The sequence below is a fragment of the Streptomyces sp. NPDC001634 genome (genome assembly GCF_040298185.1).
In the GTDB taxonomy this organism is placed as follows: Bacteria; Actinomycetota; Actinomycetes; order Streptomycetales; family Streptomycetaceae; genus Streptomyces.
The window spans coordinates 42,194-68,201 of record NZ_JBEOZU010000020.1; the positions used below are offsets into that span (position 1 = coordinate 42,194).

At 70.5% G+C, this 26,008-nt stretch carries 25 protein-coding genes; 16 read left to right on the top strand and 9 right to left on the bottom strand.

Going from position 1 to position 26,008, the window contains the following annotated elements; genetic code table 11:
• Positions 1 to 12: 12 nt before the first annotated feature.
• The 4 genes from ABT186_RS15565 to ABT186_RS15580 all read right to left on the bottom strand — a co-directional run bounded on the left by ABT186_RS15565 (position 13) and on the right by ABT186_RS15580 (position 3,512).
• Positions 13 to 648: a hypothetical protein gene (locus ABT186_RS15565; RefSeq protein WP_351925416.1), complete on the bottom strand. Its 636-nt coding sequence runs from the start codon at positions 646 to 648 to the stop codon at positions 13 to 15.
• Entirely contained in the window at positions 638 to 1,291 is a 654-nt protein-coding gene (locus tag ABT186_RS15570) for a hypothetical protein (protein WP_351226697.1), read from the bottom strand. The genes ABT186_RS15565 and ABT186_RS15570 overlap by 11 nt, the downstream gene beginning before the upstream one ends.
• A 449-nt stretch (positions 1,292 to 1,740) precedes the next feature.
• Positions 1,741 to 2,445 carry a hypothetical protein gene (locus ABT186_RS15575; protein WP_351226695.1) on the bottom strand — a complete coding sequence of 235 codons (705 nt, stop codon included), beginning with the start codon at positions 2,443 to 2,445 and terminating at the stop codon, positions 1,741 to 1,743.
• Between the two features lie 23 nt (positions 2,446 to 2,468).
• On the bottom strand, positions 2,469 to 3,512 hold the full coding sequence (locus ABT186_RS15580) for a peptidoglycan DD-metalloendopeptidase family protein (RefSeq protein ID WP_351226693.1): 1,044 nt from the start codon (positions 3,510 to 3,512) through the stop codon (positions 2,469 to 2,471).
• Between the two features lie 295 nt (positions 3,513 to 3,807).
• Between ABT186_RS15580 and ABT186_RS15585 the strand changes: the two genes are divergently transcribed.
• The 16 genes from ABT186_RS15585 to ABT186_RS15660 all read left to right on the top strand — a co-directional run bounded on the left by ABT186_RS15585 (position 3,808) and on the right by ABT186_RS15660 (position 19,991).
• Positions 3,808 to 4,263: a DUF6668 family protein gene (locus ABT186_RS15585; protein ID WP_502973212.1), complete on the top strand. Its 456-nt coding sequence runs from the start codon at positions 3,808 to 3,810 to the stop codon at positions 4,261 to 4,263.
• Positions 4,260 to 4,541: a hypothetical protein gene (locus ABT186_RS15590; RefSeq protein ID WP_351226691.1), complete on the top strand. Its 282-nt coding sequence runs from the start codon at positions 4,260 to 4,262 to the stop codon at positions 4,539 to 4,541. Before ABT186_RS15585 ends, ABT186_RS15590 begins: the two co-directional genes overlap by 4 nt.
• Positions 4,542 to 4,727: 186 nt before the next feature.
• The gene (locus ABT186_RS15595; RefSeq protein ID WP_351226689.1) at positions 4,728 to 5,027 is read left to right on the top strand and encodes a hypothetical protein; all 300 of its coding nucleotides are present in this window, start codon (positions 4,728 to 4,730) and stop codon (positions 5,025 to 5,027) included.
• A 35-nt stretch (positions 5,028 to 5,062) separates the two neighbouring features.
• Complete coding sequence (locus tag ABT186_RS15600; protein ID WP_351226687.1) at positions 5,063 to 5,824, top strand: DUF8175 domain-containg protein; 762 nt, start codon at positions 5,063 to 5,065, stop codon at positions 5,822 to 5,824.
• Between the two features lies 1 nt (position 5,825).
• Complete coding sequence (locus tag ABT186_RS15605; RefSeq protein ID WP_351925420.1) at positions 5,826 to 7,022, top strand: hypothetical protein; 1,197 nt, start codon at positions 5,826 to 5,828, stop codon at positions 7,020 to 7,022.
• 118 nt (positions 7,023 to 7,140) lie between these two features.
• Positions 7,141 to 8,634 carry an SCO6880 family protein gene (locus ABT186_RS15610; RefSeq protein ID WP_351223767.1) on the top strand — a complete coding sequence of 498 codons (1,494 nt, stop codon included), beginning with the start codon at positions 7,141 to 7,143 and terminating at the stop codon, positions 8,632 to 8,634.
• On the top strand, positions 8,631 to 10,127 hold the full coding sequence (locus ABT186_RS15615) for a putative type IV secretion/conjugal transfer ATPase (RefSeq protein ID WP_351223769.1): 1,497 nt from the start codon (positions 8,631 to 8,633) through the stop codon (positions 10,125 to 10,127). The genes ABT186_RS15610 and ABT186_RS15615 overlap by 4 nt, the downstream gene beginning before the upstream one ends.
• Positions 10,124 to 11,881, top strand: coding sequence for a type IV secretory system conjugative DNA transfer family protein (locus ABT186_RS15620; RefSeq protein WP_351925422.1), 1,758 nt, complete (start codon positions 10,124 to 10,126; stop codon positions 11,879 to 11,881). The genes ABT186_RS15615 and ABT186_RS15620 overlap by 4 nt, the downstream gene beginning before the upstream one ends.
• Positions 11,878 to 12,264: a DUF4913 domain-containing protein gene (locus ABT186_RS15625; protein WP_351223773.1), complete on the top strand. Its 387-nt coding sequence runs from the start codon at positions 11,878 to 11,880 to the stop codon at positions 12,262 to 12,264. The genes ABT186_RS15620 and ABT186_RS15625 overlap by 4 nt, the downstream gene beginning before the upstream one ends.
• A gap of 111 nt (positions 12,265 to 12,375) precedes the next feature.
• Entirely contained in the window at positions 12,376 to 12,828 is a 453-nt protein-coding gene (locus tag ABT186_RS15630) for a hypothetical protein (RefSeq protein WP_351223774.1), read from the top strand.
• An 8-nt stretch (positions 12,829 to 12,836) separates the two neighbouring features.
• Positions 12,837 to 13,970: a tetrahydrofolate dehydrogenase/cyclohydrolase catalytic domain-containing protein gene (locus ABT186_RS15635; protein WP_351925424.1), complete on the top strand. Its 1,134-nt coding sequence runs from the start codon at positions 12,837 to 12,839 to the stop codon at positions 13,968 to 13,970.
• A gap of 19 nt (positions 13,971 to 13,989) precedes the next feature.
• On the top strand, positions 13,990 to 15,174 hold the full coding sequence (locus ABT186_RS15640) for an amidase (protein WP_351925426.1): 1,185 nt from the start codon (positions 13,990 to 13,992) through the stop codon (positions 15,172 to 15,174).
• 134 nt (positions 15,175 to 15,308) lie between these two features.
• Complete coding sequence (locus tag ABT186_RS15645) at positions 15,309 to 16,439, top strand: hypothetical protein (RefSeq protein ID WP_351223777.1); 1,131 nt, start codon at positions 15,309 to 15,311, stop codon at positions 16,437 to 16,439.
• Positions 16,440 to 16,452: 13 nt separating this feature from the next.
• Positions 16,453 to 18,033 (top strand): glycosyltransferase family 4 protein, encoded by a 1,581-nt coding sequence (locus tag ABT186_RS15650; RefSeq protein WP_351925428.1) that lies wholly within the window; start codon positions 16,453 to 16,455, stop codon positions 18,031 to 18,033.
• Positions 18,034 to 18,043: 10 nt separating this feature from the next.
• Positions 18,044 to 18,580: an NUDIX hydrolase gene (locus ABT186_RS15655; protein ID WP_351925430.1), complete on the top strand. Its 537-nt coding sequence runs from the start codon at positions 18,044 to 18,046 to the stop codon at positions 18,578 to 18,580.
• Between the two features lie 79 nt (positions 18,581 to 18,659).
• Entirely contained in the window at positions 18,660 to 19,991 is a 1,332-nt protein-coding gene (locus ABT186_RS15660) for a hypothetical protein (protein WP_351925432.1), read from the top strand.
• 72 nt (positions 19,992 to 20,063) lie between these two features.
• On the opposite strand, the gene ABT186_RS15665 is transcribed toward ABT186_RS15660, so the two are convergent.
• The 5 genes from ABT186_RS15665 to ABT186_RS15685 form a co-directional block, all read right to left on the bottom strand.
• The gene (locus ABT186_RS15665) at positions 20,064 to 20,954 is read right to left on the bottom strand and encodes an ABC transporter permease (RefSeq protein ID WP_351925434.1); all 891 of its coding nucleotides are present in this window, start codon (positions 20,952 to 20,954) and stop codon (positions 20,064 to 20,066) included.
• Complete coding sequence (locus tag ABT186_RS15670) at positions 20,941 to 21,996, bottom strand: ABC transporter ATP-binding protein (RefSeq protein WP_351925435.1); 1,056 nt, start codon at positions 21,994 to 21,996, stop codon at positions 20,941 to 20,943. Before ABT186_RS15670 ends, ABT186_RS15665 begins: the two co-directional genes overlap by 14 nt.
• Before the next feature lie 31 nt (positions 21,997 to 22,027).
• Positions 22,028 to 23,248 carry a LolA family protein gene (locus ABT186_RS15675; RefSeq protein WP_351925437.1) on the bottom strand — a complete coding sequence of 407 codons (1,221 nt, stop codon included), beginning with the start codon at positions 23,246 to 23,248 and terminating at the stop codon, positions 22,028 to 22,030.
• Positions 23,249 to 23,529: 281 nt separating this feature from the next.
• Positions 23,530 to 24,555: a CHRD domain-containing protein gene (locus tag ABT186_RS15680; protein WP_351925439.1), complete on the bottom strand. Its 1,026-nt coding sequence runs from the start codon at positions 24,553 to 24,555 to the stop codon at positions 23,530 to 23,532.
• Between the two features lie 191 nt (positions 24,556 to 24,746).
• Positions 24,747 to 25,757, bottom strand: a complete 1,011-nt coding sequence (locus ABT186_RS15685; protein ID WP_351223790.1) for a polyprenyl synthetase family protein — start codon at positions 25,755 to 25,757, stop codon at positions 24,747 to 24,749.
• Positions 25,758 to 26,008 lie beyond the last annotated feature (251 nt).

Genomic DNA, 26,008 nt, shown 5'->3' on the forward strand with positions numbered 1-26,008 from the left:
AGGCTGCCCCCGCTACCTCCGTGGGCCGGGCGCCGGTGCCGCGCCGGTGGCAGGCGCGGCAGGGCGGTTGGCGCGCCCGGCACGGTGGCCCGATGCGCGTACGGACGCCGCGTGTGCGGCCGACAGCGCGTGTACGTTGGCGGGTGAGGCGGCCGAGCGCAGCCGGGCCGCCACGGCCGAAGGCATGCGCGCGCCGCGACCCAGGTCACCGGCAAGCTGTGAGCGGAGCTTGCCGATCCGTGCCAAGAGGCTGTTCATCTGGTCCGGCGAGAGGGAATCCACCGGGGTGCTCACAGCGGCCCGGACGGCCGCGGGGTGCGTGGGGATCGGGGCGGCGCCGCGGGCACGGGAGCCTGCAGGGTCGAGGCCGGCCGAGCGGAGTGCGGCGGCCTGTGGGCGGCGCGACAGCGTCGCATCCGGCCGTTCGCTCCGCTGGGCGTCCGCGCCCTTGCCGCGCCCCCGGGTGCCGATGGGGGTCCCGGGCCTGATGGTGCGCCAGCTGACCGTGCCGGTCAGCTCGTTGACGTTCACCTCGACGCGAACCCGTGGCGAGCGGCGTCGGGCCGATGCCGTGCGGCCACCCCCACCACCGTCCGGTCGCGCCGACGTGTTGTCCCCACGGCGGTGGGGGTCGTGGTCACTGGCCATGGGCGTGGGGGCTCCGTGTGTAGGGGGTGTCCGCGGGGACCCGGGCGCGTTCGGCGAGACGGTCCATACGGGCGCGGGCTGCCTCGAGCTGACGGGTGTCGGCCGCTGCCGGGCCGCCGTCGACGGCCAGCTCGCTCCACAGGCCGATCAGTTCACGTCCGAGGGCCAGCCCCTGCGACGGGTCCCGCACGGCTCGCCACGCGGCGGCCGCGCTCTGCACGTTGACATTGGCCCGCGCGTCCTTCTGGCGACTGCGCACCCTCGCAAGCTCCATGGACAGAGTGAAGGAGCGCAGTGCATCGCCCGCCAAATATGCGATGTACGCGGCGAGTTCACGTAGCTGCAGCACCTCGGGATGCTCCGCTCCCAACGTCTGCGACGCCGACGCGATGCTCTGCTCGGCCATGGCCGCCGCCGACTCGATCCGGCCCATCTGCACGGCCTCGTTGATCCGCAGGACGGGCTCCGCGAGCAGTGACGGGACAGTGGCCCCTGCGGGCGTCGATGCCGGCGCGGCCTCCCCGGTCGCAGCCGGCGCGGGCGTCGGCCCGGGCACCTCGCCGGGCGCCTGGTCCGGCACCGCCCTCAGCGCCCGCGTAGCCCGGTCGCGGCGCGGCTGCGGCATCGTCGCGGCGACCGGCACGTCCGGAACCTGCGGAAGAGAAGCATTCGCACCTGCAGACACAGCGGCATTCGCACCCTCACCATGAGCCGGCGCGTTCGCATTCGCAGCCGCAGCCACTGGCGCAGGCGCAGGCGCAGGCGCAGCGAACGGAACCGGCTCTCCCGCGAATTGGCTTGAGCCGTCCGCCGCGACCTGGATAGGCGTGCTGAAGCCGATCCGCTCGTCATGGACGGTGGCGGCAACCGGGTGTCCGGTGGCGAGCACCAGGCGGTGGAGGTAGTTCAGCACCGCGTCCTGAACGCTCTCCCCGGGGCCCGCGACGACCGGCAGTCCCCCCACCGTTGCGCTCCCGTCGGCCGGGACGTGCACCTCGATGGGTCGCAGCCCGGGTGCGGACGGCTGCTCCTGCCCAGGGATGCTCTTCTGTCGCCTGTGGACGCTGCGACTGAATCTGGACATCGGTTCCCTCACTGGGCGGAGTGGTCGGAGGAGGAGCCGTCGGACGCCGATGAGGGGTTGGCGCTCGGCGGCGTCGCGGCCTCGACGACCGTCGCGTCGTCCACGCGCCATGGCTCGCCGACGCCTGAACGTACCAGCTTGACATAGGCGTTGAGTCGGGGTCCGGTGCCCGTCCAGCCGTCCCGGCCGTGCGCCGTTCCGGTCACGACCAGGTCCCGGTAGGCGATCGTCTCGCTGTCCCGCGGCGCGTCGTCCTCCAGTTCGCTGCTCACGGTCACCGTGGTCCAGGCATGGTGTCGGGCCCAGGTGTTCCACTCGTACCCGGGACCGCTCGCGGGCTGGTACTCGCGCTCGGCGGCCGCCTTGCGCTCCGTGAGCCAGCGGGCGGCACGCAGCACCGCGTCATGGGAGCTCGTGTCGTACTTGGTGTCGTAGCTGTACGCCGTCTCGGCCCAGGCCTTGGAGACCGCGCCGGCGTCGTTGGCGTCCACCACGCCCGGCGTCGCGACATGCGCGTCGGGTCCGAGCGGCTTCCCGGACGGGATGGGGGCCTTGGGGGTGAAGGAGGTCTTCCCCGACGCAGATCCGCCCTTCCCGTCGCCCTGCACGCGGTGGTCCGGCAGTCCGCACCCCGACAGCAGGGTCAGGCCGGCGACCGCCGTGAGCAGGACGGTCGCGGACCGGTGCCCGGTCCGTACGAAGCGTGTCCTCATCGTGTCCCCGTTTTCCTGTCCCGTCACTTCAGCCCCAGCCAGGGTGCGGGGTCCACGTATTGTCCGTCCACCATGACCTCGAAGTGGGCGTGCGGACCGGTCGAGAAGCCGGTGGAGCCCACCGCTCCGACCTGCTGTCCGACCTTGACCTCCTGTCCCACGGAGACGTCGATGGCGGACATGTGGTTGTACGTCGTGGAGATCTGCTTGCCGTCGATGGTGCCGTGCGAGATGACCACGCGGTTGCCGTAGCCGTTGGCCCAGCCCGCGGACGTCACCTTGCCGTCCCGGGCCGCGAGGAAGGGCGTTCCGGCCGGAACGCCGAAGTCGATGCCGGTGTGCAGCTTCCAGACGTGCAGGATCGGGTGCATCCGCATGCCGAACGGCGAGGTGACCGGCGGGTTGCCGCTAAGCGGCATGGCCATCTGCTGCCCTGGGGGGACCGTGCCCGGCGCCTGGTCGATGGATTCGTACTTGGGTATCAGCGACTTGATGCGGGCGACGTAGTTCTGCGTTTCGGCGTACGGCGGCATGCCGTGGTACTGCTCGATGGCTCCCGGGCCCGCGTTGTACGCGGCCAGCGCCAGATCGAGGGTCTCGCCGGATGCCACTCCCCGGCTCTTGTAGCCCTCGACGTCCTTGGCGAGGGAGCAGTCGTAGCGTCCCTGCGCCATGATCGCGTCAGGCGGGTCGAAGGGCGAGGCACTCCCGTTGCCGTCCTCGTCCCGGCCCCAGGACGGCCAGGTGCCGGGCATGAACTGGGACAGGCCCTCGGCACCCACCGGTGACACGGCTTTGGGGTTCCATCCTGACTCGGCCTCGATCTGTGCCGCGATGACAGCCGGTTTGATCACGTCGCACTGGGCGCCGGACTTGAGGACCCAGGGGACGTACTCCGGATTGACTGAACCGTTCTTCAGACCTCCCCCCACGCCGCCCTGTTCGTCGGCTTGGGCCTTGGAGGACTCGTTGCCGCTGACCGCGACCATCATGATCACTGGCAGCAGCACCGCAGCAAGTCCACCGCCGACCACCCAGCCGACGGCCCCTCCCCCGTTCTTCGACATCCGCTCCCCTCAGTGTCAAGTGATGATGCCCTGCGCCCTGTTGAGTCTCACCGGCAACTGACGGCACGTGAATAACCACCGGGTCACAAACTTGTCCCAGAGCCTCACTGGGTGCTACCCATCACTCTTTCATCAGCGAAGATTGCCACTGCAAGACTGCCAATCGCACCTCGGGGGAGATGAGTTGCCGGTGCAAGGGAGCCCGCCGGGCGGCCCAGAGATCTGGATCCGTGGGCCCGTCGTCACACCAGAGCAACCAGCGCAATCCGCGCAGACGGCTGGAGCAGCATCCGAAATGGCCGTCGGCCACCGGAAGTTGGCCTGGGTCGCCGCGCACGGCGGCGCCGGCACCTCCACGCTGGCAGCGGTCTTCGGCGGAGTCGACGCGGGCCGTTCCTGGCCCCGGTCCGACCAGGGCGAGCCGGACGGCGTCCTGCTGGTGGCCCGCACCCACGCAGCCGGACTGCAGGCGGTGTCGCACACACTCGACCTCTTCCGGCGCGGCGAGCAGCCGCCCGGGCTGGAATTGGTCGCCGTCGCGCTGGTCGCGGACGCACCCGGGCGACTGCCCCGGCCGCTGCAGCAGCGGATCAAGGTGATCGGCTCGGTGGTGAAGGTTCACCGGGTGCCTTGGATGCCCGCCTGGCGCACGGGGGACCTCACCGCACCCCCGCCGCGGGAAACCTCCGAGCTGGCGGCCCTGATCGCCGCACCGCCTGCACGAGACACACACATGAGGAGCAACCGATGAACGCGGGCCCGCTGATGGCCGAGCTGGCGTACACCCCGCCGTCTGACGTCACCAGCAAACTGGACCAGGTCCTCGGTTACATCGCCTGGCTGGTGACCGCGGCAGCAGTGGCCGGTCTGATGATCGTCGGCACCCGCATGGCCATCGCGCTGAAGACGGGCGACGCCGAGGAGCATCTGCGCGAGTACCTCATGGTGATGGGCGCGTGCGTCATCGGGGCCTGCGCGGGACCTCTCGTCCAGTTCGTGGGCTTGGACTTCTGGAACACTTTCGGCTGATCACAGCGAGGCGATCTTCCAAAGAGCCGCTTCTGTCACGGACACGTCACCGAGTGGCGGCGGATCACTACGGCTGTTGCCCGTGACCCACTTCGCTCGTCAGGCTCACACGGCGCGTACAACACAAGCCATTTGACGCTCAAGCACAATCTCGGCCCGTTCGGCCGACCCAATCGGGGAGAACTCATGATCAAGGCACTTGCCGCCAAGGCCCACACGTACTTCGTTCTCGCGGACGGATCGGTGCCCAACCCCACCCGGAACGCCCCGGGGGCCCTCACCGGCAAGGTCAACACGGTCCTCGGCATCCTGGCCTGGGCCGGTACCGCGGCAGGCGTGGCGGGCGTGCTGATCACCGGCGCGATGATGGCGATCTCGATGCGCCGTGGCGAGGGCTCGGAGCACATGGGCCGGCTCGGCATGGTCCTCGGCGGCTGCGTCCTGGTGGCCACCGCGGGCCCGGTCGTCACGTTCGTCTTCGGCTGATCCGAGCAGGGCCTCGACAGAAGGGAAGCAGCGACATGGTGAACTCCGGCCGACCCCGCGGGGGCAGCGGAGAGTGGGAGCAGCCGTTCTGGCAGCAGCGAGGCTGGATCCTGTCGGCCGGGTTCGTGCTGGTGCTGATCGTCCTCGCCGGCTTCACCCTGATGACCCGCGGCGAGAACGGGACTCCGGACGCCTCCTCGTCTCCGACCCCGAGCCAGAGCGGTTCCCATGGCGGCGGGGGCGGGGAGGCGCGACCCGCCGGTTGCCGTACCGACGACAGCGATCAGGCGAAGCCGACAGCGCCGCCGAAGGACTTCTCGTGGAAGGCCGACGGAACGGGACTGGTTCCCGTCTCGAAGACCGCGGGCCCACTGAAGTTCGACGGACCCGTCTGGTCCTGCTACGCGCACACGCCCATGGGCGCGGTACTTGCCGCCCAGGCCATCACGGATCACTTCAACTATCCGGGGTGGCGCAAAGTCGTGGACCGGCAGGTCCTGCCGGGTGCCGGCCGGGATGCACTGATCGCGAGCCGCTCCAAGGAGGAGGACAAGCCCACCTCCGGCGAGGCTGATGCCGGTGGCTACGCCGGGTTCACAGTCCTGTCGTACAGCAAACAGGCGGCGACAGTGATGATCCTGGTTCGCGGGCCCAACGCGGGTATGTACGGCGCCACTTCGATGAACGTGCGTTGGCAGGACGGCGACTGGAAGGTCGCACCCGACCCGGACGGCACGGTCTACTCCGGGACATCGCAGGTGAGCGGCACCAACGGCTTCGTCACTTGGGGGAAGTGAAATGTCCTGCACCTGGAAGGTGTACGACTGCGTCGGCGACGGCCTGAAGTGGACCCTCTCCAAAGGGGGTGAGCAACTCGCCAACGGTGGCGTCGAGGCCTTCGCCAAGGCGATCGGCGACGCGACGTCGGAGACGCTGAAGGCGCTCAACGGCGTCTGGATGAACATCAACGTCTCTAACCCGGCCCAGCCCACCACGGACATCCACAGCGTCACCAGCTGGCTGGTCGGCTATGTAGCCGTGGCGAGCCTGCTCTTCGCCGCGTTCAAAATGGCCCTCGACCGCAGAGGCCAGTCCATGAAGCTGGCGTTCATGGGGATGTGGAAGGTCCTCCTGGTCGGCGGCCTTGCGGTGCCCGTGGTGCAGGCGCTCACCACCGCCTCCGACTCGTACGCCAAGGACATCTACAGCAAGTCCAATCTCGGCGACACGGCAGACAAGATCCTCGGCGTCATGACCCTTGACTCGCCCGGCCTCGTTCTCATCTTCGGCCTGCTGGTCATGCTGTCGTCCTTCGTACAGATATGCCTCATGTACATCCGCATCGGTGTACTGATCATGCTGGTGGGCACGCTGCCGCTCGCCGCCGTCTCGTCCATGACCGGATGGGGGGAGGGCTGGTGGAAGAAACACACGGGCTGGCTCGCGGCTTGGCTGCTGTACAAGCCGGCGGCGGCCCTGATCATCTATTCGGCCACCGCCATGACCCAGGACACGAAGGACCTGAACCAGACCATCGCAGGCATGGGCATGCTCATCCTCTCGGTCTTCGCCCTTCCCGCCCTGCTGAAGCTGATCGTTCCGGCCACCGCCGCGCTGGGCAGCACCTCCGGCGGCACGGTCGCGCTCAACGCCGTCAACAACCTGGCCAGCGGCGCAGTCAGCATCGCCGGCGGTGGCATGGGCGGCGGCGGTGGTGGCGGGGGCGGCGGCGGTGGTAGCGCCGGTGAGTCCGGCCCCAAGGGCTCCCCGTCCGCCGGAGCCGGTGCACCTGCTCCGACGGCAGGCGGAGGCGCGGGCGGAGCCGGTGGCGCCGGTGCCGGCGCCGCGGGCACAGCGGCCGCCGGTGCCGCCACCGGTGGTGCGGCCGTGGCCGTGCAGGCCGCCGCGGTCGTGGCGCAGACCACGGTCGCCGCAGCCAGCGAGGTGGTCAACTCCCTTGATGACAACGACGGGATGAAGGGCCACAACCAGTAACTCCTCCTTCGGCGGCCGGGTCCGCATCCCGGGCCCGGCCGCCTCCCGTCACCGCCCCGCCCCTACCACCCCCACCGCTGAAGCCGGAAGAACCGCAGAAGCCGGAAGAAGGGAACCCATGTCCACCGACGCCCTGACGCGTCCCACCTACGGGAACTGGCGGCGCCCCCGCCGCCCAGGTCTCGGCCCCCTGGGGCTGCTCGGAACCGTCGTCGCCTTCGGCGGTCTCCTCGTGGCGCTGCTGGCTTCGCTGGTCTCCCTGGCGCTGGCGATCCTGGTACTCGTCCCCACGGCCCTCTTCCTGGCCCCGCTGGCGCTCCGCACGGCGGACGGCCGTAACGTCTATCAGGTCCTCGCCCTCCGCATCGGCTGGATGAAGCGGAAGGCGAACGGCTCCACCACCTACGTCTCCGGGCCCCTCTCCCGGCGCCCGGGCGGCCGGTTCCAGCCGCCCGGACTGCTCGCCCGTACCAAGATGTACGAAGGCCGGGACGCGTACGACCGCCCGTTCGGCGTGATCCACCACCCGGGCCGCAACCTGTACACGCTGGTCCTCGCCTGCGAGCCCGACGGCGGCTCGCTCGTCGACCCGGAGCAGGTGGACATCTGGGTGGCGTGCTGGGGCGACTGGCTGTCCCGGCTCGCCCATGAGCCCGGTCTGCGCGGCGCCCAGGTCGTCGTCGAGACCGCCCCCGACACCGGCACCCGGCTCGCCGCCGAGGTCCTGCCCCGTATCTCCCCCGACGCCCCCGCCGCGGCCCGCGCCGTGATGGAGGAGGTCGTCGAGCGCTACCCGACCGCCTCCTCGGAGATGCACACGTACATCGCCCTCACCTACGGCCCCACCGGCGGCCCCAAGCGGGACGTCGACGACGTCATCACCGACCTGTCCATGCGGCTTCCCGGACTGCTGTCCGGGCTGATCGCCGCGGGTGGCGGGTCCGCGTACCCGCTCTCGGCCGAACGCATCGCCGAGGTCGTGCGGGTGGCGTACGACCCGGCCGTCGCACCGGACGTGCTCAGCGCCCGCGCCGAGCACGCCACCACCGGTCTGGAGTGGGAGGACTCCGGCCCGGCAGCCGCGGTCGAGACCGTCAACGCCTACAAGCACGACTCCGGTGTCTCCCGCACCTGGATGCTGACGCTCGCCCCGCGTGGCACCGTCCGCTCCAGCGTGCTCCGTGGCCTGCTGGAGCCTGTCCCGGGCACACGCCGCAAGCGCGTCTCGCTGATCTACCGGCCGATCGACCCCGCGACCTCCGCCCGCATCGTGGAGTCCGACCGCCGTGCGGCCCACTTCATGGCGAGCTCTCGGGGCGGCCTGGTCCAGGCGCGCGCCACCTCCGAGATCCGGGCGGCCGAGCAGACCGCGGCCGAAGAAGCCTCCGGCGCCGGACTCGTGGAGTTCTCGCTGATGGTGACCGTCACCGTGGACAGCGAGCAGGAACTCCAGGACGCGGCGATCACCGTGCGCAACCTCCAGGCTTCCTCCCGCATCCTGATGCGCCCGGCCGACCGTATGCAGGCCTCCGCCTTCACCTGCACGCTGCCCGTCGGCCTGCTGCCGTGGGAACACACGCTCGTTCCGTACCAGGTCAGGGAGGCGCTGTGAGCAAGCAGCAACGCGCACCGCGCCCGACGACGGCCCCGCCGCGCGGCTGGTACGGGGCCGGTGGCGGCCAGGTCGGGTATCTCGATCCGCCCACGATGTGGCGTGCGACGACCGTGCAGGCGTGCGGCCTGTGGCCCTTCGCCGCCGGATCGGGCGCGCCCATGACCGGCGTTCCGCTCGGCCAGCACCTGCACACCGGCGCGACCGTGTGCGGCGACCCCATCTCCTGGTTCACCCGGGCCCGGTACATCTCCAACCCCTCGCTGTTCATGCTCGGCATGCCGGGTCTGGGCAAGTCGACGCTGGTCAACCGGATGCTGATCGGCTTGGTGGCGACCGGCGTCACCCCGCTGGTGCTCGGTGACCTGAAGCCCGACTACGCGGACACCGTGCGTGCCCTCGGCGGCCAGGTGATCTCCATCGGGCGCGGCGTCGGCGGCATCAACGTGCTCGACCCCGGTGCGATGGGCCAGGCCGCGGCGCGGGTCGGCGGCGAGGCCGGACGGGTCCTGGCCGCGGAGGCGCACGGCCGTGTCCTCAACATGGTCGCCGCGCTGATCACGATCGTCCGCGGGCGGCCGATGGACGACCACGAGCAGTCCGTGCTCTCCGCGTGTCTGCACCACCTGACCGAACGGACGAAGCCGGGCCGCGCGCCGCTCCTGCCCGATCTGCTGCGGGTGCTGGACGAGGGCCCCGACCGGGTCCGCGCGGTGACCCTGGACCGCGGTGACGTCGCCCGCTACCAGGAGGCCGTCGACCCGCTGCACCGTTCGCTGCTCGGCGTCCTCGACGGTCCCCTGGGCGACACATTCGCGGCCGAGACGTCGACCAGGATCGACCCGGCGTCGCCCGCGGTGTGCGTGGACATCTCGCGGATCGGCGAGGCCGACACCCAGCTGACCGCGGCCGCGATGCTCGCCGCCTGGTCCGACGGGCTCGGCACGGTGGCCGCGGCGCACGCCCTCGCGGATGCCGGACTCGCCCCGCAGCGCTGGTTCTTCACCGTCCTGGACGAGCTGTGGCGGCCGCTGCGCGCCGCGTCCGGCATCGTCGAGAGGATCGACGCCCTGACCCGGCTCAACCGGTCGCTCGGCCTCGGCGACGCCAAGATCACGCACACCCTCAAGGACGCGGAGGCGCTGGGCAGCGAGGCCGACCGGGCCAAGGCCCGCGGTTTCGTCGAGCGCGCCGGCATGGTCGTGTGCGCGGGGCTGCCGCGCACCGAGATGCGGGAACTGGGCGAGATCGTCGGCATGTCGGAGCGTGAGATCGAGCTGGTCTCGTCCTGGTCGTCGCCGCCCGGCTGGGCCAGCACCGGCGGCAACGAGGAGCCGCCCGGCCGAGGCCGCTTCCTGATCAAGGTGGGTGGCCGTCCCGGTATCCCGATCAAGGTGTCGATCACGGAGACCGAGCGCAACCTGCACAACACGAACACCCGTTGGACCGGGAACGCTCTGAACCTCACGAAGGAGACGGAGGCGTCGAGATGAGCACGCGCCCCGCGCGCAAGAGCCACTCCTCCGGGGACGACCTGCTGCCCTGGATCATTCCCGGCGTGGCCGTCCTCGTCGGCGGCTCCTTCACCGGCGCCTGGCTGGGCGGCACGGTCGGCGCGGCGGTGTCCGGCGCGGGCTGGAACCCGCCGCCGTTCTCGTTGCAGACGCTGGCGACCCTGGTCAAGGAGGGCCCGCAGCCGCTGTGGCCGACCGCGTCGAGCGGCGCGGTGACGGCCGGCATGGCCACGGTCTTCGGCGTGTTCGTCGCCCTCGTGGTCGTGCTGATCATCCTGGTACGCGGCCGGGTGTCCCGCCCCAGCGGTCTCGCCGGCCGCAAGGAACTGGCCGGGATGCTCCCCAAGGGAGCGGCCGCCCGGGCCCGTGCACTGCGCCCGTCGCTGTCCAAGGCGACCAAGCTGGAACCGGACGAGACGGGCAACCTCCTGGGCAACCTGGAGCCGAACGGGCCCGAGCTGCGCTCCAGTTACGAGGACGTGGAACTGGACCTGATGGCCCCGCGCGCCGGCAAGTCCACCGGCATCGCCGTGCCACGCGTCCTGCGCGCCCAGGGCAGCGTGCTGCTGACCTCCAACAAGGCGGACGTCTACAGCGTCACCCGCGGCGAACGCGAACGCACCGGCAGGGTCTGGGTGTTCGATCCGCAGGGCATCGCGCACACCACGCGCGACATGTGGTGGGACATGCTCGCCGACGCCGCCACCATCGAGGGCGCACGGCGCCTCGCCGGCCACTTCGTCGGCGCGGTCAACGACGACGCCTCCAAGCGGGACTTCTGGATCTCGGCGGCCCAGAACACGCTCACCGCGCTCTTCCACGCCGCCAACCGGGGCAATCGCGGGGTCGGCGAGGTGCTGGCGTGGCTCGCCGACCCGGCCGACCGCACCCCCATCGACCTGCTGCGCGACGCGGCCATGCCGGCCCTCGCCGACCAGCTGCAGGGCACCATCCAGGGCGCCGTCGAAACCCGGGACGGCATCTATGAGACGGCCCGCCAGTGCGCGGCCTGCCTCCTCGACCCGGCCATCGCCGCCTGGGTGACTCCGGACCCGCAGAAGCCGCAGTTCCGGCCGGAACAGCACGTCCTGTCCAAGGACACGCTGTACCTGCTCTCCAAGGACGGCGGCGGTTCGGCCGCGGGCGTCATCGCCGCGGCCGCGGACTCGGTGCTGCGCGCGGGCGTGGTCGCCGCCGAGCGGATGGGCGGCCGCCTCGACCCGCCGATGACGGCGGTACTGGACGAGGCCGCCAACGTCTGCCGCATCTCCGACCTGCCCGACCTGTACTCCCACCTCGGCTCACGGGGCATCAACATCGTGACCCTCCTGCAGAGTTACCGGCAGGGTGTACGCGTCTGGGGCGAGGCCGGGATGGACGCCCTGTGGGGCGCGGCCACCATCAAGCTGCTGGGCGCGGGCCTCGACGACGCGGACTTCGTCGAGAAGGTCTCCCGGCTGGTCGGCGAGCACGACGTGTCGACGGTCAGCTACTCCAAGAGCAAGGACGGCCGCTCCCGCTCCACCTCGTACCGCCTGGAGCGCATCCTGCCCGCCGACCGCATCCGCGCCCTGCCCAAGGGCACCGCACTGCTCCTGGCCACCGGCATCAAGCCCGCCATGATCAGACTGCGCCCCTGGTACGCCGAGCCCGGCGCCGACCGCATCCAGGCCGCCGCCCAGGCCGAAGTCCAAGCCATCACCGCCCGTGCCGTAGAGAAAGCCGTCCAATGACCACCGTCCAGGAACAGCCCGCAGCACCGCCGTTCATCCTCTACCTGGACGGCGCGGAGTACGCCGAGGAGATGCGCAACCTGGCCCTCTGGGTCTCCGACCTCCTTCTGCCCGTCTACGGCCGCGAGGTCTCCTCGCAGCAGCCCTGGTGCCCCCGCTGGTGGGAGCATCTGGAGGCCGTCGCCCGGCTGCACGGGCTGTGGCTCGCCTGGCAGGAGTACACCGACCCGGCGGCGGGCTCCTCCGGCCCGGCGATGTGGCACCGGGACCACCTGGGGCCCGTACTCGGGGAGCTCCGCTCCCCCACCGGCCCGTTCGCGGGGTGCAAGGAGGGGAACCATCGGCCGAAGGCGGCGCCGGTCGTTGAGGCATACGACGGTTGATCCCTGACGGGATCCGGTCCATGCACATCCGACTTCTGGTGGACGAGGCCACCAACTGGAAGAGAATCCAGGTGCCGCACGGCTGATCCACCGCTTGAAGGAGCATCACGCATGAGCAACGAGAGCAGTCAGTACTGGGAAGACGTGGTCGACTGGCGTCACCACCGGGCGGGCAGGGCGCACACGCTGGTCCGCGCGGTCTACGACCCCGCCACCCACCGGGCGGTCGCGGTCGTGTCCGAGTTGGCGAGCAATCCCGACGACCGGGGCATCACGGACGACTTCGCCGGCGTGGCGAACGCCGTGCTGCCGGTGCTGCGCCAGGCCTTCGGAAGGGACCTGAACGAGGTCGAGTGGATCGCCCACTTCGGGGAGTTCTCGTACCACGACCCGTCAGGGCCCGAGACCTTCACCCGGATCGCCCTCATGGCGGACGAGACCGGCTACCGGGACGAGTTGAGCGGTGATCAGGCGCTCACGTCGGCGGACGTGGAAAAGCTGCTGCAGGGGTTGCGGCTGGCCCCCGTCGCCGAGGTGCTGGCCCGCATCGGCCACGGCGGGTAAGGCGACACATGACCGAGCATGTGTCGGGTCGCGACGTCCTACGGCAGGCCAAGGAGCTCTATCAGCGCTATCGCGATGCCGTGGAGCCGACGGGACGGCGAGTGGCGATCATCCGCTTCGAGCCGGCCGCCACCGATCCGCCCGACTGGCAGATACGACTCCAGGCCTCGAAGGTCTCCGCCGAGCAGAAGGTGAAGAGCTTCGAGCACCTGGGTTTCCGGGCCGACCACATCGTCCTGCCGCCCGGGACGACGCGTGCGCAGTTCGCCGAGGTCCTCGACCGTGCCAACCAGGACCCCGAGACCCGCGCGATCATCGTCCAGTTCCCGCCGCCGGCCCATCTGCGACCGCTCGTGCAGCGGATGGACCCGCAGAAGGACATCGACGCCCTCCTCAAGGGCCGCTCCTCCTACCAGGCGTGCGCCACCGCCGAGGGCATCTGCCGTGTGGTGGAACCGTTCGCCCAGGACAATCCGACCATCGCGGTCGTGGGCAGCAAGGGCTTCGTGGGTCAGGGCGTGGTCACCACCCTGCGGGAGCAGGGGCACCGGCTCATGGAACTCGACGTCGGCGACGACCTGAGGCAGGTACGGAACGCCGACATCGTCGTCTCGGTCACCGGTAATCCCGGCATTCTCGGTCCCGAACATCTCCGGCCCCACCACCGGCTGGTCGTCGACTCCGGATTCGTCCCACAGCCGGACGGCAGCGTCCGCGGGGATGTCCAACACGCGGCTTACCACATCCCCCAACACCTCACACCCGTTCCCGGCGGCATCGGCCCGGTCGAGATGGCGACCCTCATGGAGCGGGTGATCCGCAAGGAGGTCGACCCGAACGCACCGTCCTGGAAGGTAGAGCCTCGCCCCTACCTGACCAAGGAACAGATGGCCCAGGGGGTGACGACGCCCGTCGCCGCCTCGGTCACGGCGAATGCACCGTCCGCGCAGCAGCAGGCGCCAGCGGCGCAACAGACGACACCGGCTGCGAACAATCCGGTTGCCCGGGCCGCCAGACTCCGGGGCGCCGGATCCACCGGCACGCCACAGTCGGCGCATACTCCTGCCACGGGCCCCTCGACCCCGGCGCGTTCCCACGGCCCCAAGCCACCGACGCCTCCCGGCGCGAGTCCCGGACGCTGAGCCGCCCCGGAGAGTCCCCATGGAACCGAGCATCTTCCGTCCGTCTCTGACGGCCCAGGACCTCGCCAACGCCGTCCATACCCGCGAGGTGACTGCCGTTGACGCGGTCACGGCGACGCTGGAGCGGATCGGGCGGGTCGACCCGGTCCTGTGCGCCTTCGCCGAGGTCTGGGAGGAAGCAGCACTGCAACGGGCGCGGGAGGTGGACGCTCGAGTCACGGCGGGTGAGCGGCCGCTGCTGGCCGGAGTGCCGATCGGGGTCAAGGGGCGGCACGGGCTGCGTACGGCGGGCCCGCTGATCGCCGCCGGATGTGTGCCCGTGGGGGCCACCGCCGTGCCCGGCTCTGGAACTCCCTGGCAGACCTGGGGACTTGGCCGGTACGGCCGTACCGTCAACCCCTGGCGGGCCGACCGCAGCCCAGGTGGCTCCTCGGCCGGTTCCGCGGCGGCGGTGGCCGCCGGACTCGTCCCGCTGGCGACCGGCAGCGACGGGGCAGGCTCGGTACGGATCCCCGCGGCATGGTGCGGGATCGTCGGGCTGAAGACCACGAACGGCCGACTCCCCTCCGGCGACCGCACGGGACTGGCGGCACCCGGCGTCCTCGCCCGGTGTGCGTCGGACGCGGAGGCGTACTGGCGCGTGATGTCGGGCACGCCCGTGGAGGCAGGAGGAGCGGGCACGGGGGCAGGACGAACCGCTTCGCCGCCCACCGCCGTCTGGTCCCCCGACCTCGGATTCGCCGAGCCCGATCCTGAGCCCGTCTCCCTGGCCCATGCCGCCGCCCGCCGACTCGCGGATGCCGGAACCGTACGGCTCGTACGCCCCGCCGCACCCCTCCGCCTCGAGGACCCCGCCCCCGCCTGGCTCGCCCTCCGCTCCCCCGGAGCCGACGTCCACATGGCGGAGCGCACCCGGGCCGTGAACAACCGACGGCTGGCCCACCTCTTCCGCCATGCCGACCTGCTGCTGACCCCCACGACGCCGAACGCCCCGCACGGTCACGAGGGCCCTGGGGAGAGGTACTCGACTGCGCTGACCTGGGCGTTCAACCTGAGCGGGCATCCAGCGATCAGCATTCCGGCGGGATTCGGTGCCGACGGCTGCCCCGTGGGGCTGCAGATCGTGGCGGCGCACGGCAGGGAGGAACTACTGCTGGCCGTGGCACGCGCTGTCGCCGGGACCGTGCCGACCCTGGACAGGTAGTTGCACAGCAAGGGCATGCGCTTCGACGGCGTGCTGCTCGACCACGGCGGCGCGCCCGGGCCGGGCCGCACAGGTCGGGGTTCTGATAGGACAAGATCCAAGAGCCACGTCCATCGCCTGCCCAGGAGGGACACATGACTGACCATCAGGAGATGGCAGCCGCCTATGAGCAGCTGTACTCGGCGGCGGCCCGGATGTTGTGGTCGCAGGGTTACCCGGCCTGGCGACCGGGATATGAGGACGAGCAAGTCGGCTGGCCGCAGGAGCGCAGCACTCCCTGGCGGGCGCTGGAGGCCTTCATGCTGTCCGGCGACGCCGAAGGGCCGCGGGCCGGGGAACCCTCCGATCCCGCCCGGCACCTGGTCTCGCGCCGTGCGCCGGGCGGCGAGGATCGACCTCTTGGATTCCAGGAGGCCCTCGCGGACTGGACGACCCGCCTGGACGCCGATCCGGGGTACCTGGAGGACTACAACCTGCGGCCGGGAGCCTGCGTCATCATTCCCTCGGCCCGGCACTGGATCGCCGTCTTCGCACTGCGTGAACTCGCCTTCCGGATGGCCCCCGGCCGTCCCCCGGTTACCATCGGTGCCGACGCGGCGCGGCTGAGCGCGCTCGCCCACGAGGCGGCCGACGCCCTACGCGCACCCCTGGCCGCGCCCGCACCCGCTCCGTACCCGCCAGGCGCCGCGCCGTGGATCGCTCCGGCGTCCCGGCGCGTCAGCGACGTACCGGATTTGCGGGCACGGCTGAAAGAGCTGCGCGGGGCCGCGTGGCGGGCCGCCGAGGTCATCCCGTCCCCCGAGGAGCTGAAGGCCAGCACGGACTTCTCCCTGGTGATGGAGACCGCAGTCGCCGCGTCCGACGTCCTCGCCCTGCTGGGCGGCCGCCCGGCGCCGGTCTGGCGCGACGACCCAGAGGGGATCGATCCGTCCCGCCATCTCGCGTGGGGTTCGTCCGTGACCGACGGTCAGGGCCAGCCCAAGTCCTTCGCCGAGGAGGCCGACTACTGGGCCCGGACGTTCACTGAGACGCCGCCGCCCTGGACACCCGCGGAGTACCAGCGTCCGCCCGACCGCGACCGCGGCGAGACCGACGTCGTGCTGTCGACCACCCGGGCGGTGGTCCTCGCCGAACTGCTCGACGAGTTGGCGGCCCGCCTCCGACCTGGGCTGTACAGCGACGTGATCCACTACAGCGCCTATGACCTGGTCCACTTCATTGACCAGCGGTTCCGGCGTGAGCTCGGCGCTCACGTCGGCCTCTGAGCGGGAGCGGCGCGTGCCGGACGAACAGCGTCAGAGAATCCTCGTGCTCTGCGACGAGAGCGGCATGGGGCTGGGCGGCGTTCCCGTGTTCAACGAGCAGATCAGCATGGCCCTCGCGGCCCGCGGGCACGATGTCACCCTCCTGACCGTCAAGCAGGTGCAGGGCGGCCACGAGGGGGTGACACTGCGCACCGTGCAACCGGCACCGGAGAACATCGAGGGGCGCCACTGGTTAGAGCAACAGGTCACTACGCAGCACCCCACGGCCTTCGGACTGCCGGACCCCCGGGAGCAGTCCTTCGACCTGATAATCGGCCACTCCCGGTTCTCGGGCCCGGCGGCGGTGGCCATCCGGGACACCTGGTACACCGAGGCGCGGGTCACCCACTTCCTGCACACCAGCCCGGAACGACTGCCCGGTTTCAAGTACCCCAACAACCCTGCCAGGGCGGCCGAGAAAGCCGCCCGGGACTCCAGCATCGAGCAGGTCATCATGAACCGCGCCGACGTCGTCGTCGGCGTCGGCCCGCTGCTGACGGAGGAGGCCCGGAAACTGGCCTCCACGAACCCGCAGGTACCGACCTCGCACGAACTCGTCCCCGGCACCGCCATCGAGCCCCTCGTCCAGCGCGCGCAGCAACAGAACGGTCCCCTCCAACTGCTGGCCCTGGGGCGCGCGGACGACGCCCTCAAGGGATTCGAGGACGCGGCCCAGGCCGTGAAACTGCTGAACGACCGGGGTGTCGCCGTGCACCTCACAATCCGCGGCGTACCTGACGCCAAGGTGCCGGATCTCCAGCAGAGGTTCAGCCAACTCGGCGGCGGCAACGTAACCGTGCTGTCCTTCTCCACGGAACGCGACGCGATCAGGAACGACATCAGGCGAGCTGACGCCGTCATCATGCCCTCCAAGCACGAGGGCTTCGGACTCGTCGCCACCGAGGCCCTGGGCCACGGCGTGCCCGTGCTCGTCAACGAGGACAGCGGTGCCGCCCGCTTCCTGCAGGACGCAAACCGGATCGCCCCCGAGCTGGGTATCCCCTGCGTCGTCCCCGAGCCCGCCGACCCCAGCCTCCGCGTCGCGAAGTGGGCCACCGCCGTCCACCAAATGAAGGAGCAGCTGCCGGAGCGCATCGCCCAGGCCAGCCAACTGCGGGAGATCCTGAAGTCGTACTCCTGGGAACACGCGGCGACCTCCCTCGTCCAGGCCTCGGTCACCGCCCCAGCGCCCGCCACCGGCGCCTCGGCCGCACAGCAGGCACATGCCACGGTGCAAGGCCCTGAAGGGACGGTCTTACTCTCGGGCAGTCCTCCTGGAATCCCGCCCACGCAGCGGGGCACGGCCACCACTGTCACCCTGACGGTCAATCAGACGATCCAGGTCACCCAACAGATGACCCAGAGCACCCAGGCCTCACAGCCCACCGGCCCCCACCCCCAGCCGCCGATCGCCAAAGCGGCCGCCCTCACCTCACGCGGCCGGAGGGGCACCGCCACCACTGCCCAGGGCACAGGGAGCAACCACCAGGGGTCCGCCTCCCAGGCCCGGCCGCAGATACCACAGCCGCCCAAGCCACAGGGCCCGTCGCACTGAGGAGTTCGCGATGCACTGGACGGTCCACGGGGAACGCACGATCCACGACACCCCCTGGGCGCGGTTGCGTTCGCTTGACGTCGAACAACCCGACGGCACCCGGGTCGACTACCACGTGGTCAGACTGCGGGACGTCGCTGTGACGGCCGCCGTCGACGAGCAGCAGCGTGTCCTGATGATGTGGCGCCACCGCTTCGTCACCGACACCTGGGCCTGGGAGCTGCCCATGGGTCTCGTCGAGGACGGCGAGGAGCCCGCGCAGGCGGCAGCACGGGAACTGGAGGAGGAGACGGGGTGGCGTCCGGGCTCGCTGCGGGAGCTGGTGTACGCGGAGCCCGCGGCCGGCATCACCGACGCCCGCCACTTCGTGTTCCGCACGGACGACGCCCGGCGGATCGGCGCACCGACCGAACGCAACGAGTCGGACCGCCTGGAGTGGATCCCACTCTCCCGGCTCGCCGGAATGATCGCCCGGCGGGAGATCGTCAGCAGTGCCACGCTCGTCGGCGTCATGGCGCTGCTGCTGGACATCAGCCCTACGACCTGACATGCGGAAATCAAACGACCCAGCAGTTACCGGCAAAACGCGGAAAAGCACCGCACGACACTCAGTTGGAGAACATCACATGCGCAGGACGCGGATGACCGTTGCGGCGACGGCCCTGGCCGGGGCGCTGCTCACCGGATGCGGATCCGGCGACGGCGGCGGCACGGGAACCGGCCCGGACCACAAGGGCGGCTCCGGGGCGAGCCGGGGCGCCGCGCCGGTCAAGCTCGCCGTACCTCCCGAATACGACGGCGGCAAGGGCTGGGACCAGGAGATCGACTGGGTCCCGCAGGATGCCGACGTCGACCCGGTGACGACGGACGGCGAAACGGTCGCCTACATCATCCGGTCCGGCAACGGGTACGCGGTCCAGGCGCGTGACGGTGCGACGGGCAAGGTGCGGTGGACCAGTGCGTCGTACCGGACACCGGCGGTGGACTCGCAGGATCGCATTGCCGTCGACACTCCCCGGCTGACCACCGTCCGACAGGGCGGCCGCTCCTACTTCGCTGCCTGGGCAGTTGGAGAGCAGCCCGGGGATGCCCTGACCAAGAACCAGGAGCTAACCCAGATCAACATCTACCCGGCGGATTCCTCCGGCAGTTCGGTCGCGCCGCTGCACCACGTCTCTGTGCCCGTCAGCACACTGCGGTCGGGTCCCGTCAAAGTCCGGGACAGCGGGGCCGGGCTGCTGGTCATGTGGAATTCCACCCCTCCCGGGAGCGCAACGGTCGACGCGGCAACCGGCAAAGTGACAGGCTATGACGAGGAACACCCATTCAACTGCGGCTCTGATTGCTCGTTCGATGGCGTCGTGGCCGTCACCAGGAAGGGGCCCGTAGTGAACGCCACGAGCCAGGGTTTTCTCGTACCGGGCGGCTGGACCAGCAGCGACATCGCTCCGAAGAACGTGAACGACGGCACTTTCTTCGGCGTCGACCACGGAATGTTCGTCGTCCACTGGAGGTCGGCCGACGTCTGGTCTGTGCATGACCTGCAAAGCGGCCGACTGCTGGCGAGTACGGCCTGTGACAACGGTCTCGAGTACAATGAGTACTCCCCCATTACCTCCCCGAACGGCACTTACCTCGCCTTCGGTTCAGTCGTCTTCGACGTCAAGACGGGTAAGGGTCTCTGCCAGGCAGGCGACAAGACCCGCCGCAGCTTCAAGATCGCCGCTCTCGCCGACGACGGGACCGCCTATGGCGTGCCCGACGACGAAACCCGCTATGGCGTCGCCAAGGACACCCCCGGCCCCACACCTGTCGTCGAACTGAACGTGAGCACGGGCTCACCGAAGGCCCTGCCCCAGGGCACCCTGGCTCCCGTCGCGACGCTGAACGGCGGAGCCGTGTTCACCCAGCGCGAGAACGGCGCCGGGCTGCGCCTTTCGGTGCGGCAGAAGCGCTGAGGCGTGCGCAACACGACATCCCGGATCCCTGCGCATGCAGATGATGCATGCGCAGGCCTCCTGGACCGAGCCCTACGCCGTGATGTCCTTCGTAGTGAACCGCGCCCACGCCGCCGAGCCGAAGACCGCCGCGTACAGGGCCTGCAGGCCGAGGTTGTGGAGCAGGTCGTCCCAGTAGACCGGGTCGCGCATGAGGTCCGCGAAGGACAGCCAGTAGTGCGAGAAGAAGTACGGCTGGAGCGCGTGCAACTGGGGGATCTGGTCGAGGATCTGGACCGTGATGACCAGGCCGACCGTCGTCGCCATCGCCGCGATGCCGCTGTTGATCAGGGTGGAGATGAACAGGCCGAGGGCCGCCACGCCGATCAGTGACGCGGCGACGACCAGGGCGATCAGCAGGGCGCGGCCCAGGCCGTCGGCGAAGCTGATGCGGGTGCCCGAGATCGTCGTCAGGTCCCCCAGGGGGAAGAGCAGGGCGCCCACCGCGAGTGCCGAGACGGCGACGACGAGGGTGGCGACGAGGCAGAAGGCCATCGTGGTCGCGTACTTGGTGAGCAGCAGACGCGTACGGCCGGCGGGGGCCACCAGGAGGTAGCGGAGCGTGCCGGAGTTCGCCTCGCCCGCGATCGCGTCGCCGGCGATGACGCCGATCGCCATCGGCAGGAAGAACGGGAGCGTCGCGGCGAGCGCCGTGAAGACCAGGAACAGCCCGTTGTTGGTGATCTGCGTGATGAACGCCGGGCCGCCGTCGCCCCCGCGTCCGTCGCGTCCGGACCCGCCGCCCGTCTGGATCCTGACCGCGATCCCGACCAGGATCGGCACCCCCGCCAGCACGGCGAGCAGCGCAAGCGTCCGCCAGCGCCGGAAGGTCGTCACGAGCTCGCTGCGCAGCAGGCCGAAGGTCCACAGCGGGCTCGGCGCCCGTACGGCATCCGGCGTGCCGATGGTGTCAACCCGCGACATCGAAGCCCTCTCCCGTCAGCGCCACGAACGCGTCCTCCAGGGAGGCGCGTTCGACGCCGAAGCCACGGACGCGGACTCCGGCGGTCACCAGTGCGGCGTTCACATCGGCCGGTTCGCGGTCCGGGGGCTCGCCCGTCACCCGGTCCTCGGCCACGACCACGTCGGCCACGCCCTGTTCCTTCAGGACGCGGGCCGCGTCGGTCACGTCCGGGGTGGTCACGACGAGGCGTCCGCGTGCCCCGGCCGCCAGGTCCGCCACCGCGCCCTGGGTGATCAGCCGGCCCTGGGCCATCACCGCGGCGTGCGTGCAGACCTGTTCGATCTCGTCGAGCAGATGGGAGGAGAGGAAGACGGTCGTGCCGTCGGACGCCAGCTCCCGTACCAGGGTGCGGATCTCGCGCATGCCCTGCGGGTCGAGGCCGTTGGTCGGCTCGTCCAGGACGAGGAGCCGTCGGGGCTGGAGCAGGGCGGCCGCGAGCCCGAGGCGCTGTTTCATGCCCAGGGAGTACGCCTTGGCCTTCTTGCCGGCCGCTGCCGTGAGGCCGACCCGGTCCAGCGCGGCCGCGACGCGTGTGCGCCGGGTGCGCGGGTCGGCGGTGGGGTCGGCGGCGTCGTAGCGCAGAAGGTTGTCGCGGCCGGAGAGGAAGCCGTACAGCGCCGGGCCCTCGATGAGGGCGCCGACGTGCGGGAGCACGGCGCGCGAGGCGCGGGGCATGGGCTGCCCCAGCACGCGCGCCGTGCCCGAGGTGGGCTCGATCAGGCCCATCAGCATGCGGATGGTGGTGGTCTTGCCGGAGCCGTTCGGCCCGAGGAAGCCGAAGACGCTGCCCGCCGGGACGGTCAGATCGAGCCCGTCCACGGCGAGCTGCCCGCCGCGATAGCGCTTGGTGAGGGCGCGGGTGGCGATGACCGGGGCGTCCGGTTCGCTCACCGCCGCCTCCGAGTCCTTCGCCCCGGAGTCCTTCGCCCCGGAGTCCTTCGGCTCCAGGTCCTCGGACTCCGAGGCCTGCGGCTCCGCTTCCGCGGCGGACAGTTCCTCCATGGGCTCTCCTGCTCGTGCCGTCCGTACGGGACTACTTGCCCGCGTTGGCCGCCTTCACCAGCGCGTCCTTGGTGACCGCGCCCGCGTACACCTTGCCGTCGTCCGTCATCAGGGCGTTGACCAGGCGGGTCGAGAAGACCGTGCCCGAGCCGAACTTGCCGCTGACGTGGTCACCGAGGGAGTCCAGGAAGCCGGAGACCGCGCTGTTGTCGGACGACGAGCCCTTGGGCATCCCGCCCTTGCTGCCGGTGTCGATCACGTAGATCGCGTTCCAGCCCTCGCCGATGGTCTTCGGCTCGGTGCCCCTGGCCGACTTCTCCATGCCCTTGGGCTCCGCCTTCGGCTCGCCCTTCACGTGGTCGCCCTGGGTGACCTTGGTGCCCTTGGGCGGCGTGAAGTCGAACGTCGAAGCGGCGGGCTTCGCGAACGAGACCTCGGTGAAGCCCACGTCCACGACGGCCGCGCCGCCCGACGCCGGGGTCAGCGTGAACTTCAGCGGCAGCCCGGTCTTCGAGTCCACCGCGATGCTGATCGCACCGACCGTGGTGCCCGACTGCTTCGGCCGGATGAGCAGCTTGTACGCGTCCCGGCCCGCGACCTGGACCGTGCCGTCGACCGTCACGGAGGTCGTCTTGTCGGCGGCCTTCAGGGCCTCCTGCGCGAAGTCCTTCGGCGTGGCCGGTACGTCCTTGGGCGCAGCCTTCTCGCCCCGGTGGTCGCCCGCGCCGGTCGAGTGGTACGCCTCGTTCGAGGAGCTGTCGTACGCCCACACGTCGTTGCCGTTGCGGATGACGCTGTACTCGGCGGCCTTCTCGAGGAGCGACAGCTTCTGCTTGTCCTGGCCGTCGGCGGCGATCCGCAGGGTGTGCGTACCGGAAGCCAGTTCGAGCAGCTTGGAGCTCGGGTCTGCGGCCGAGCCGTCCTTGCCCTTGGCGCCCTGGGAGAGCGCGCCCGAGGCGAGGCTGTTCTGCAGACCGCCGAGGTTCGGCAGGCCCAGGTCGGTGCTGATCTTCACCGTGCCGGACATCTGCTGGACGTCCGACTTGGCGATCTTCTCGATGAGCTGCTGCGCGCTGATCTTCGGCAGATCGGGGTCGCCGGAACCGGCGAACGCCGGGACGAGCCCGATGGTCGCCGCCGCGACGCCCACCACTGCGACCGGGACGACGTACCGCGCGGCGGTGCGCCGCCCGTCACGTACGTCCTCGACCTCCCCGGCGGGTGCGTTGTCGTCGGATTCGTACGGTGCCATGTGTGCCTTACCTCCGTCGTCGGCGGCGGCCCTACCGTCAGTGCACTTTCCCCCTGGCTCTCGACTTCGCTCGAGCAGGGAGGTGTCCCCACCCCTACGCCGCCATTGTCACCCGAACTCCTATGAGGTGGTGTTGTCCATCTGACCAAATCAGCTCAAGAGAAGCGTCAGACCCCGGGCTCAACTCCACGTAATCCTCGGGTATGACATCGCGGGGGTGACGCCTGCCCCGACCCGTAGGGGTTGTACGGGGAAGGCGCCACCCGGGGTGAACTCCTCGCTCAGCGCTGCACGAAGACGTAGTCGGCCCGGTAGGGCACGCCCACGATCGCGCCGGGCGTGCAGGAGCCGGCGGGTGCGACGCCTCCGACCGTGTTGAGGCGCAGGATCTCGGCGGTGTCCGCGAGCAGGCCGTGGTGCCTGCCGGACTGAGTGGCCTTCAGATCGAGCTCGGGGATGTTCGTGTCGCCGTTCGGGGTCCTGGTCAGGACCGTGCCGGTGACCGCGCTGCGGTCGAGCGCGACCCACTGCGGTGTACCGGAGTTGGGCTTCACGAAGGAGTGCAGAATGCCGCCGCCGAGCAGCGCGGCGACATCGCGCTGGGCGAAGGCGTAGCCGCCGCCGGCGGCCGGCTTGCACTCGTAGATCTGCTTGCCCTTGACCACGGAGGCCTGGAAGTTGTCCAGGGCGTGGCGGAAGTCGATGGCGGTGGTGACGTTGTGGAGCTGGCCGCGGACGGCTCCGCCGGGGAACTCGGCGGTGTGCAGGTTGGCGTAGAAGGCGCCGGGGTCGGTCTTGAGCTGCGAGAGCAGGGCGGCATCCGTGACCTTCACGCTGCCGGAGACGGTGTGGCCCTTGCTGCCCTTCGCCAGCAGCTTGCTGAAGTCGATCTTGACTCCGCCGTTGACGCCCTTGGCGCCCTGGTGGATGTGGAGCATCGTGGGCCGGCCGGTGCCGCGCCAGGTGACGGCGACGGAGACCGTGTCGCCCTTGACCCTGACGAACTCCAGGGCGGCGCCGTCCTTGTCCCCGACGGCGGGGCCGCCGGCGACGGGCACCTCGTTGGCGCCACGGAGGCCGGCGACGAGCGTGGTGCCGCCGGTACCGGCGGGCGTGCCGCTCCGGGTGACACCTCCGACGGCGGCCCGGTCCGCGTTCCCGGCGTGGTCCATGCCGTGGTGCGCGTTCCCGTTGCCGGCGGCGAAGGCCGGGATGACCGCGGCGGCGACTGTGGCGGCGGCGGCCACGGCGACGCCGGTGACGATCAGGCTCTTGCGGCGCTTCGTGGAAGTGACGTCAGTACTCATGATCGGAAATCTCCCCGTATCCGAGCTGACGCCCCCTGCGTCAGCTTCTGGGCATGGGTACGGACCCGATCCGAGCCTGGACTCAATCCAACATTGTGGCCTGCATCACACTTCACCGAAAAGCATGACGAAAAAGTTACGGATGTGGCAGGTGTGTCACGGCAGCGTCCCCGAGCGGTGACACGCCGGGGCTAACCCGCCCGGTGCACCACAGCGTCGCACAGCTGCATCAGGGCCGCCTTCGCGTCGCACTCCCGCAGCGGGGCCAGGGCCGTACGGGCGTCCTCCGCATAGCGGACCGTGTCGCGACGGGCCTGCTCCAGGGACGGGTGGACCCGCAGCCGGGCGAGGGCTTCGGCGTGGCGGGCGTCGTCCGTCAGGTCCGAGTCCAGGAGCTCGCACAGGGCGATGTCCTCGGGCAGCCCCAGTCGTTCCGCGCGCTCACGCAGCCGCAGGACCGGCAGGGTGGGGATGCCCTCGCGCAGGTCCGTCCCGGGGGTCTTCCCGGACTCGTGCGAGTCCGACGCGATGTCCAGCACGTCGTCGGCCAGCTGGAACGCCACGCCCAGCCGCTCGCCGTACTGCGTGAGCACGTCCACGACCGTCTCGTCGGCGCCCGACATCATCGCCCCGAAGCGACACGCCACCGCCACCAGCGAGCCGGTCTTGCCGCCGAGCACGTCCAGATAGTGCTCCACCGGATCGCGGCCGTCCCGCGGGCCGGCGGTCTCCAGGATCTGGCCCGTGACCAGCCGCTCGAACGCCTCCGCCTGAATGCGGACGGCCTCGGGGCCGAGGTCGGCCAGGATGTGCGACGCCCTCGCGAACAGGAAGTCACCGGTGAGGACGGCGACCGAGTTGCCCCAGCGGGTGTTCGCGCTGTCCACCCCGCGCCGCACGTCGGCCTCGTCCATCACGTCGTCGTGGTACAGCGTGGCGAGGTGGGTCAGCTCCACGACCACGGCCGAGGGCACGACCCCGGGCGCGTACGGGTCGCCGAACTGCGCGGCGAGCATCACGAGCAGCGGCCTGAACCGCTTCCCGCCCGCCCGTACGAGATGCTGCGCGGCCTCCGTGATGAAGGGCACCTCGCTCTTGGTGGCGTCGAGCAACCCTTCCTCGACAGCGGCCAATCCGGCCTGGACATCGGCTTCCAGAGCCTGGTCCCGCACGCTCAGCCCGAACGGCCCGACGACGGTCACGTGGGGTCTCCTGTCTGCTGACGTCTGCTGACGATCACACGGTCGGTCTCAAAGACGGTCACTTGGTCGATGACGTCGTCTGTCGACGCGGCTCACACGTTTGTCGATCTGTCGCCGCCATCACTCAAGTCAGCGTATCCGGTCAGGTTTCGATCACCACGAGCGCCCACTGTTCCAGGCCGGGCGGTATCGGATCACGAACGGTATGTTCTTGATCAGGTGATACGAACAGATATCCATCGACATAACCG